The organism is Neobacillus drentensis, assembly GCF_036966985.1.
In the GTDB taxonomy this organism is placed as follows: Bacteria; Bacillota; Bacilli; order Bacillales; family Cytobacillaceae; genus Neobacillus; species Neobacillus drentensis_E.
This window is the reverse complement of the sequence record NZ_JBALSN010000043.1, coordinates 28934-37339: the sequence shown is the minus strand read 5'-3', so window position 1 is coordinate 37339 and position 8406 is coordinate 28934. Positions and strand designations below refer to the sequence as shown.

8 protein-coding genes are annotated in these 8406 nt (G+C 37.0%); 7 read left to right on the top strand and 1 reads right to left on the bottom strand.

Features of this window, described 5'->3' with window-relative positions; genetic code table 11:
• The first annotated feature begins 313 nt into the window (after positions 1-313).
• Positions 314-2056, top strand: coding sequence for a phospho-sugar mutase (locus V7659_RS03195; protein ID WP_335453038.1), 1743 nt, complete (start codon positions 314-316; stop codon positions 2054-2056).
• A gap of 47 nt (positions 2057-2103) precedes the next feature.
• Positions 2104-2826, top strand: coding sequence for an SDR family oxidoreductase (locus tag V7659_RS03190; protein WP_335453042.1), 723 nt, complete (start codon positions 2104-2106; stop codon positions 2824-2826).
• A gap of 124 nt (positions 2827-2950) precedes the next feature.
• Here the strand turns inward: V7659_RS03190 and V7659_RS03185 are convergent, their stop codons facing one another.
• Positions 2951-3205: a YhdB family protein gene (locus tag V7659_RS03185; protein ID WP_026565946.1), complete on the bottom strand. Its 255-nt coding sequence runs from the start codon at positions 3203-3205 to the stop codon at positions 2951-2953.
• 137 nt (positions 3206-3342) lie between these two features.
• On the opposite strand from V7659_RS03185, the gene V7659_RS03180 reads away from it, so the two are divergent.
• The 5 genes from V7659_RS03180 (at position 3343) to V7659_RS03160 (ending at position 8391) form a co-directional block, all read left to right on the top strand.
• Positions 3343-4329 carry a M14 family metallopeptidase gene (locus tag V7659_RS03180; protein ID WP_335453045.1) on the top strand — a complete coding sequence of 329 codons (987 nt, stop codon included), beginning with the start codon at positions 3343-3345 and terminating at the stop codon, positions 4327-4329.
• A gap of 91 nt (positions 4330-4420) precedes the next feature.
• The gene (locus V7659_RS03175; RefSeq protein ID WP_335453048.1) at positions 4421-5836 is read left to right on the top strand and encodes a SpoVR family protein; all 1416 of its coding nucleotides are present in this window, start codon (positions 4421-4423) and stop codon (positions 5834-5836) included.
• Positions 5837-5967: 131 nt separating this feature from the next.
• Positions 5968-6720 (top strand): GTP cyclohydrolase II, encoded by a 753-nt coding sequence (locus tag V7659_RS03170; protein WP_335453051.1) that lies wholly within the window; start codon positions 5968-5970, stop codon positions 6718-6720.
• Positions 6713-7819: a bifunctional diaminohydroxyphosphoribosylaminopyrimidine deaminase/5-amino-6-(5-phosphoribosylamino)uracil reductase RibD gene (gene ribD, locus V7659_RS03165; protein WP_335453054.1), complete on the top strand. Its 1107-nt coding sequence runs from the start codon at positions 6713-6715 to the stop codon at positions 7817-7819. Before V7659_RS03170 ends, ribD begins: the two co-directional genes overlap by 8 nt.
• Positions 7819-8391, top strand: a complete 573-nt coding sequence (locus V7659_RS03160) for a 5' nucleotidase, NT5C type (RefSeq protein WP_335453152.1) — start codon at positions 7819-7821, stop codon at positions 8389-8391. Before ribD ends, V7659_RS03160 begins: the two co-directional genes overlap by 1 nt.
• Positions 8392-8406: the final 15 nt, after the last annotated feature.

Below are 8406 nucleotides of genomic sequence, written 5' to 3'. Positions count from 1 at the left end.
CATTAACGGAGTTTGGTTTACTGTTTCCATTCAAATATGAACATTTTGAGGAAGCAAAAAATATTAGAATTCCCATGTTAAGTATCTATTCTAAAGCTGATAATGAGTTACTAATATAAGTAAGTAAAAGTCTGCACATGCGGGCTTTTATTTTTTTTTCTACTAATAATAGTGGTTTTTGAGGTAATATAGAAAAAGAACTGATTAAATGTAGTTCTGCGAAAATTGTCGTTTAATTTCATGAGATTTTTAAAGGAGTAACATAGTCGAAATTAGAAACAATAACAGTAGACAGAATTTGGAGGAGATCCCTATGGACTGGAAAAAGACAGCGAGAAGTTGGATGGAATTTGATGGATTGGATACTGAATTACAAGATCAATTAAAACAATTGATGAAGGATGAAAGGCAAGTAGAAGAGGCTTTTTATAAAAATTTAGAATTTGGTACCGGTGGTATGCGTGGGGAAATTGGGGTAGGCACCAACCGAATGAACCTTTATACTGTTCGCAAAGCATCAGCTGGGCTGGCAGCATACATAGAAAACCATGGAATTAAAGCAAAACAACGTGGAGTTGTCATTGCTTTTGATTCACGCCATAAATCTCCAGAATTTGCACTGGAGGCTGCAAAAACATTGGCTACACAGGGTATACAAACATATGTGTTTGATGAATTAAGACCTACTCCTGAATTATCTTTTGCCCTAAGATACTTGAATGCTTTTTCAGGCATTGTGATTACCGCAAGTCATAATCCCCCTGAGTATAACGGCTATAAAGTTTATGGGTCTGATGGTGGCCAACTGCCACTTGATGCAGCGGACGAAGTGATTGCCAAGGTAAATGAGATTGAAAATGAATTATTGATTGAGATTGATAGTGAAGAAAAATTAAGAGCAAAAGGATTAATTAAAACAATTGGATCGGAAATTGACCAAGCCTATACGGAGAAACTATTAACAATATCTGAGAATCCATCCCTTGCTCAAGAAACCGATATCAAAATCGTCTTTACTCCATTACATGGAACTGCTAATAAGCCTGTCCGTGCTGCACTTTCAGCATTGGGATATGAGAATGTAACGATCGTCAAAGAACAAGAACTTCCGGATCCAGAATTTTCAACGGTAAAAAGTCCTAACCCTGAAGAACATGCTGCCTTTGAATTAGCGATTCGTGATGGAAAAAGAATCGGCGCTGACCTTTTAATTGCAACAGACCCTGATGCTGATCGTTTAGGGATCGCTGTTTTAAATCCTGAGGGAGAATATGTAGTTCTCACTGGTAACCAAACTGGTGCTTTATTACTGGATTACATCCTTACCCAGAAAAAGGAAAAAGGGATTCTTCCAGAAAATGGAGTGGTCTTAAAAACAATCGTTACATCGGAAATAGGCCGGAAGATTGCTGAAGCTTATCAATTAGAAACAGTTGATGTGTTAACAGGGTTTAAATTTATCGCTGAAAAAATCAATCAATATGAGGCAGCGGGCAATCGTAAATTTTTATTTGGATATGAGGAATCCTACGGATATTTAATTGGTGATTTTGCACGTGATAAAGATGCGGTACAGGCTGCTCTCTTAGCAACGGAAGTTTGTGCTTTTTATAAGAAAAAGGGTATGTCCCTCTATGATGGGTTAGTACAGGTATTTGAAAAGTATGGATATTACCAAGAAGGCCTTCGCTCTCTAACCTTAAAGGGCAAGGAAGGTGCAGAGAAGATTCAACAGTTATTGGCATCTTTCCGTGCGGAACCAATTACAAGACTTGGAACATTAGCTGCATCCACTGTGGAGGATTATTTAGCAAGTACTCGTGTAACGGACAAAGGGCTAGAAACGATTGATTTACCAAAATCGAATGTGCTAAAGTATACGTTCCAGGATGGTTCATGGGTTTGTTTACGTCCATCTGGCACAGAGCCAAAGGTGAAGTTCTATTTTGGTGTCAATAGTAACAGTTTAGAAGAAAGCAATGCTAAACTAAAAGCCATTGAAAATGATTTTATGGCGTTAGTTGACAATAAAATGAAATTGGTTCAGGAAATTTAATTGCCTTCCTAAACTAACTAAGAACTTCATCATGAAAGGAAGAGAAAATGCTTAAAGACCAAATTGCCATTGTAACAGGCAGCTCTAGAGGAATTGGCAAGGAAATTGCCGTAAAACTGGCGGAGCAAGGAATGAAATTAACGATTGTGGGAAGTTCTTCACAGATTTCAGAAACAGCTGAAGATCTAAAAAAAATGGGTTATGTAAATGTATTGCCTGTACAGGCGGATGTCTCAAAAGAAGAAGATATGAAGGCTGTTGTTGAACAGACAATTAAAACATATGGTTCCATAGATCTTCTAGTTAACAATGCAGGTGTCGGCTTCTTTAAGTTAACGGAGGAAGTATCCTTAGAAGAATGGAAAAAGGTATTTGAAGTAAATGTACAAGGTGTATTCTTAGCGACAAAGGCTGTCTTACCACATATGAAAAGCCGAAAATCAGGAACGATTATAAACATTTCTTCTGACGTAGCACGTTATACAATCCCGAATGGTGCAGCTTATACGGCAACAAAATATGCTGTTCAAGGATTCTCTGGTTCAGTGGCTCAAGAAGTTCGTGAATATGGAATTCGTGTAGGTACGGTTAATCCAGGTATGGTTGATACGTATTTTGCTGAATCCACTCAAGGATTGCCAGAGAAAAAGGACTGGCTCAAGGTAGAAGATATTGCAAACGCAGTTGTGTACATGGCATCTGCTCCAAAGTATATGATGATTGATGAAATCATTTTACACCCGTTCGCTCAACAATATCCGATCGCGTAACTAAAATCATAAGACAGTTTTAAAACACGGCTCCCCACTTGTGGAAGCCGTGTTTTTTTTGTGGTGGAATTCTTTGGTCCGGTAGTAAAAAATTTCTCAATTTCATTTGCATTCACTTGTTAAATTAGGAAAGACTATACATCGGTATCTCATTAGGGTCAGCTTCTACGGTTTCATTCGCATGGTCAATGTATCGCAGCAGGTTATACAGTTTTGTTTCAATTACCGTGTAATCACGTTCGAAATTGTAAGCATGCAGGAATTGTTCGATTCTTTTAGATAAAAATTGGTCTTTTGTTCGTACCATTAAAATCAGCAAATTATCCCACTCAGAACGATGTGTATAATACAACGCTCGATCATAATCCATTTTATTCATTTGTTTTTATCTCCTCCTTATTAGGAGTTGAGATTATTGTATGATATTTTGACGATAACTTTCACAGAAAATGTTGGACATTCACTATTTACGCTGTTTTCAACATTTACCTGCATAATTAAGTTAGTGGAGGTCATATGGCTAAAATTATAATCTGTATCTTCGTTTTTTTTACAATTCAGCAGGAAAATGTGACAAGCGCAAAAAGTGTTAAAGGCAATAAACCTTATAGTTTTGAGATGTTAGAAGATGACATTTCAAAAATAAACAAAAAATATAAAGAAAAATTAAAAATCCAATCAATCGGTACATCCCACTTTGGTCGTGATATTTGGGCAATCAAGCTAGGAACAGGTAAGAAAAATGTTGTCTTAATTGGTTCTCATCATGGAAGAGAATGGATGACTAGTCTCATGTTGATGAAAATGCTTGAGTCTTATGCATCGACATATAATGAAAGAACCTTTTTAGGATTCAAGTCCAATCAAATTTTCAATGATGTCTCCATTTGGTTTGTACCTATGTTAAATCCTGATGGTGTAACTATCCAACAGAACGATTTGAAAAGTTTCCCATCTAAACATCAGCGGCTTTTGGTCAAGATGAATGATGGATCAAAAGATTTCAAACGATGGAAAGCTAATGGCTTGGGAATTGACCTGAACAGGCAATATCCAGCAGGATGGGAAAGTCTCGATCGAGAACCAGCTTCTCCGTGGTATAAATTCTATAAAGGGAAAGAACCTCTGGAATCCAAAGAAGTAAGATGCCTTACAAATTTTATTAAGGATATTGACCCTACGATCGCCATTGCTTATCACACAGCGGGAAGAGAAATTTATTGGAACTATAAAAATGGGGAAAATTTGAAACGGGATAAACGGTTGGCAAAGAAAATATCGAAAATAACTGGTTATAAATTAGCAGTGCCGGACCAAAATGCAATGGGCGGCGGATTCACCGATTGGTTTATCACGACTTATCATCGGCCGGCGCTGACAATCGAAATAGGTTACTTGGTGGGTGAAACCAATCCACCCTTATCGATTTTTCAAAAGGAATGGAAACGAAATCGAAATGTAGGGATAAAAATAGCGAAAGAGGCTAAAAAAATATCAAATTAAATCCATACTTGCCTATTGTTTTTTCTATCTTGTTTCATCATTCCCCTTTTTACTTCATACATTGTGGTAAGAGGAAAAGGGGGAATGGCAAATGAATGTGGAAGGACGTAATGCACTGGAATATGCGATCAGTGAAATTACTGAAATCGCAACCGGGTTTGGTTTGGATTTTTATCCCATGCGCTATGAAATCTGCCCTGCTGAAATTATTTATACATTTGGGGCCTATGGTATGCCAACCCGATTTTCACATTGGAGCTTCGGAAAGCAATTTCACAAAATGAAACTTCATTATGATTTAGGCTTGAGTAAAATTTATGAATTAGTTATCAATTCCAATCCGTGCTATGCTTTCTTGCTTGACTCAAACACCCTTATTCAAAATAAATTAATTGTTGCCCATGTTTTAGCACACTGTGATTTCTTTAAGAATAATGTTCGTTTTCAAAATACGAAGCGGGATATGGTCGAAAGTATGGCAGCTACGGCTGAAAGGATTCATCAATATGAAATTCAATACGGCAAAAAGGAGGTAGAGACCTTCCTTGACGCGGTATTGGCCATCGATGAACATATTGACCCATCATTGATGAGACCAAAGTTATCTTGGTCTATTGGAGATGACGAGTCAGATGATGAACATGAAATTCATATGGCAACGCCCTATGATGATCTATGGGGATTAGATGAAAAGGATAAAAAGGAAACGAATCAACCAAGGAAACGGAAATTTCCTCCTAAACCAGAAAAGGACTTATTATTATTTATTGAAACCTATAGTCGCGAGTTAACCGATTGGCAGCGAGATATCTTGACAATGATGCGGGAGGAAATGCTTTACTTCTGGCCGCAACTTGAAACAAAAATCATGAATGAAGGCTGGGCTTCTTTTTGGCATCAACGGATACTAAGAGAAATGGATTTAACCAGTGGAGAAGCCATCGAATTTGCTAAATTGAATGCCGGTGTGGTGCAGCCTTCCAAAACAGGAATCAATCCATATTACCTTGGAATCAAGATTTTTGAGGATATTGAGGAGCGGTACAATAATCCAACAGAAGATATGATTCGAAGGGGAGTAATACCAGGGTCTGGAAGAGAAAAGATATTTGAAGTTCGTGAAGTAGAGTCTGATATTTCCTTCTTGCGAAACTATCTAAATAAGGACCTTGTCATGCGAGAAGATATGTATCTTTTCCAAAAACAAGGCAGGGACTACAAAATAGTCGATAAACAATGGGAACAGGTTCGCGATCAGCTTGTAAATATGCGCGTAAATGGCGGTTTCCCTTATATAACGGTTAATGATGGAGATTATTTAAAAAATGGTGAACTATATTTAAAGCATTGGTATGAGGGTGTCGAACTTGATGTTAAATATCTCGAAAAAGTACTTCCATATATCCAGCAGCTTTGGGGAAGGCCTGTCCATATCGAATCGATGATTGAAGAAAGAAAAATGTTGTTCTCCTATGATGGGAAAGGGGTACATCGTAAATATTTGTAATTTCTTTAGGCTATCTTGTACTATCAAGATAGCCTATTTTTTATTTATGGACAATAGAAGACAGGAAAATCATTTCATGAATATAAATTGTTTACTGAAGTGAACACTATGCTAAAAAGGGGATAAATTTGATGAAACAAACGCTAAGCCCTAATGTGCTTTCTGTTTTAGAAGACAAAATTAAATTAATTAAATCACAAAAAGGAGCGATATATTTAGTCGGTCCGATTCGGCTTCCAGTTAATTTATATGGTGAAACGGTCGTTTTTAAGTGGTACTGCTGGCTGAATTGTGATGAAGTAACTGAGGATTTTGAAAGAATTATTGAAAAATTATCTTCGGCTAATTTAGCGGAGTTCCAACAATCTAGTGTGTTAGTATACGGAGATTTTGAATATGGAGACGATGCAATTATAAGATTCCATTCGATTTGCCATACAGGGGATATTTTTGGGAGCAAACGGTGTGATTGTGGTTTCCAATTAAAACAGTCAATGAAAATGATCTCAGAACATGGTACAGGAGCGTTATTCTATTTAGCTAACCATGAAGGAAGAGGGATTGGTTTATTTAGCAAGGCAATGGCCTATGTTCTTCAAGAAAACGGTTATGATACAGTTGAAGCGAATGAAGGTCTTGGTTTTGTTGATGATTCAAGAAATTATGGAGATGCGATTTTAGTTCTTAAAGCATTACGATCAAAACCTGTAACACTTATGACAAACAATCCGAAAAAATTGGAAGCCTTAAAAAGCTCTGGTTTAGAGGTCTCGGGCCGAAAGCCCTTGTGGGGTGATGTATCTGAGTATAACGAAAAGTACCTTCAGACAAAAATTAGACGTTCGGGTCATTTAAAAGATAAGGAGACTTGTCCAAATGACTAATCATGAATTCTATATGGATTTAGCTTTAAAAAATGCCAAAGCAATGAAAGGCCAAACTGACCCCAATCCACTTGTAGGAGCCGTAATAGTGAATGATAACCGTGTAGTCGGAATCGGTGCTCATTTAAAAGCAGGAGAGCCGCATGCTGAGATTCACGCACTACGTATGGCTGGTGAAGCGGCAAAGGGAGGGACCATTTATGTGACTTTGGAACCATGCTCCCATTATGGCAGGACAGGCCCCTGTGCTGTCGCAATCGTTGAGGCAGAAATTAAAAAAGTGGTGATCGCTACACTTGACCCTAATCCTGTAGTTGCAGGTAATGGTGTCAAAATACTAAAAGATGCTGGAATCGAAGTGATTATTGGAGTTCTACAAGAGGAATCCCAAAGGATGAATGAAGTGTTCAATAAGTTTATTGTTGAGAAAAAGCCATTTGTCACTTTAAAATCAGGGGTTACCTTAGATGGAAAAATTGCCACACATACTTCAAATAGTAAATGGATTACTTCGGCAGAATCAAGGACGGATGTCCATCATCTTCGTAATGAAAATATGGCGATACTTGTAGGTGTAAATACAGTAATAGAAGATAACCCTGAATTAACGACGAGGATCCCAAATGGGAGAAATCCTATTCGGGTAATTCTAGATTCAACTTTAAAGATTCCTTTAGAGTCAAAGGTTGTCACCGATAACCTTGCAGAAACGTGGATTTTTACAAGCAAGAATTATGACGAGGCAAAAGCGGAAGCGTTAAATTCTTTAGGGGTTAAAGTTTTTGTCACCAATGGATTAGAAAGAGTAGATCCTAATGAGGTGGTCCAAATATTAGGTGAGAACCTGGTCTCTTCTGTATTAATTGAAGGAGGAGGGACTATTAATGCATCCTTCCTAGAGAATAATTGTATTGATAAAGTCATCCTATACTTTGCACCAAAATTAATTGGTGGAAAGCATGCACCAACCTTCCTCGAAGGTACAGGAATAGAGAAAATGGTAGATGCAGTTGATCTATTGGACACTTCAATCATTAAAATTGGAAAAGATTATAAATTTATTGGCTATCCAAGTTATTCAAAAGAGGGAATTATGTGATGAGATTTGGTTTTGATATTGATGATACATTAATCAATCTACGAGAACATGCTTTTAATATCTATAATAAAAGGTTGAATCAGAATGTTCCAATTGAAATTTTTCATAACTTAAAAAGAGTTGAAATACATGAACCTTTTGGATTGACTGATCTACAAGGGAAAGAAATGTGGAATAATTCATTAGAAGAAATTTATTATACGTCATGTCCAGCCTTTCCTGAGGCTGTTGAAACTTTACAACAACTGGAGAAGAACGGGCACGAAATATACTATATAACAGCAAGACCTAAAGAACATGGTGAACGAACGAAGATTTGGTTAAAAGAAAACGGTTTTCCCGTTCAAGATGAAAGATTTTTTTACGGAATGCAGGATCATGAAAAAGTAGAAATCATAAAAAAATTAAAGCTTGATTATTACTTTGATGATAAACCAGAAGTATTAAATACATTATTAAACGAATCCATTAAAATTTTTCTTCGCGATCAATCCTATAATCGTCACTTAAACATACCACGGATCGTAAATTGGAGTGACCTTGAGGAAATCATTACAGAAAAAGTACAATAAGAAAAGCGCAAGCGC